The organism is Achromobacter sp. SIMBA_011, from assembly GCF_046535435.1.
Classification (GTDB): Bacteria; Pseudomonadota; Gammaproteobacteria; order Burkholderiales; family Burkholderiaceae_B; genus Achromobacter; species Achromobacter dolens.
The window spans coordinates 1-228 of record NZ_JAWRWN010001389.1 but is presented as its reverse complement, the minus strand read 5'-3'; the positions used below and the strand labels follow the sequence as shown (position 1 = coordinate 228).

Here is a 228-nt window from a genome sequence, read left to right as displayed (position 1 = left end):
CGACCTTGCCCGCGTCGTTCGGCGTGGTGCCCACGGTGCTTTCGCAGACGCACGTGGGCCATGCGTGGTCGGTGGCGTTCGGCGGCGCGCTCGTCGTGCTGCTCGCCGCGTTCGGCTGGATCACGCTGTCCGACTACGTGCGCAGCGAATTCCTGCAAAAGCGCGCGCTCGATTACGTGCGCGCCGCACGCACGCTCGGGCTGTCCGACTGGCAGATCATGTGGCGGC

General features: G+C 69.3%; 1 protein-coding gene. It reads left to right on the top strand.

The features are described 5' to 3' along the window. Window positions 1-228: ABC transporter permease subunit (locus SB816_RS35595; RefSeq protein WP_410548691.1), on the top strand; the 228-nt coding region annotated here is incomplete at both ends.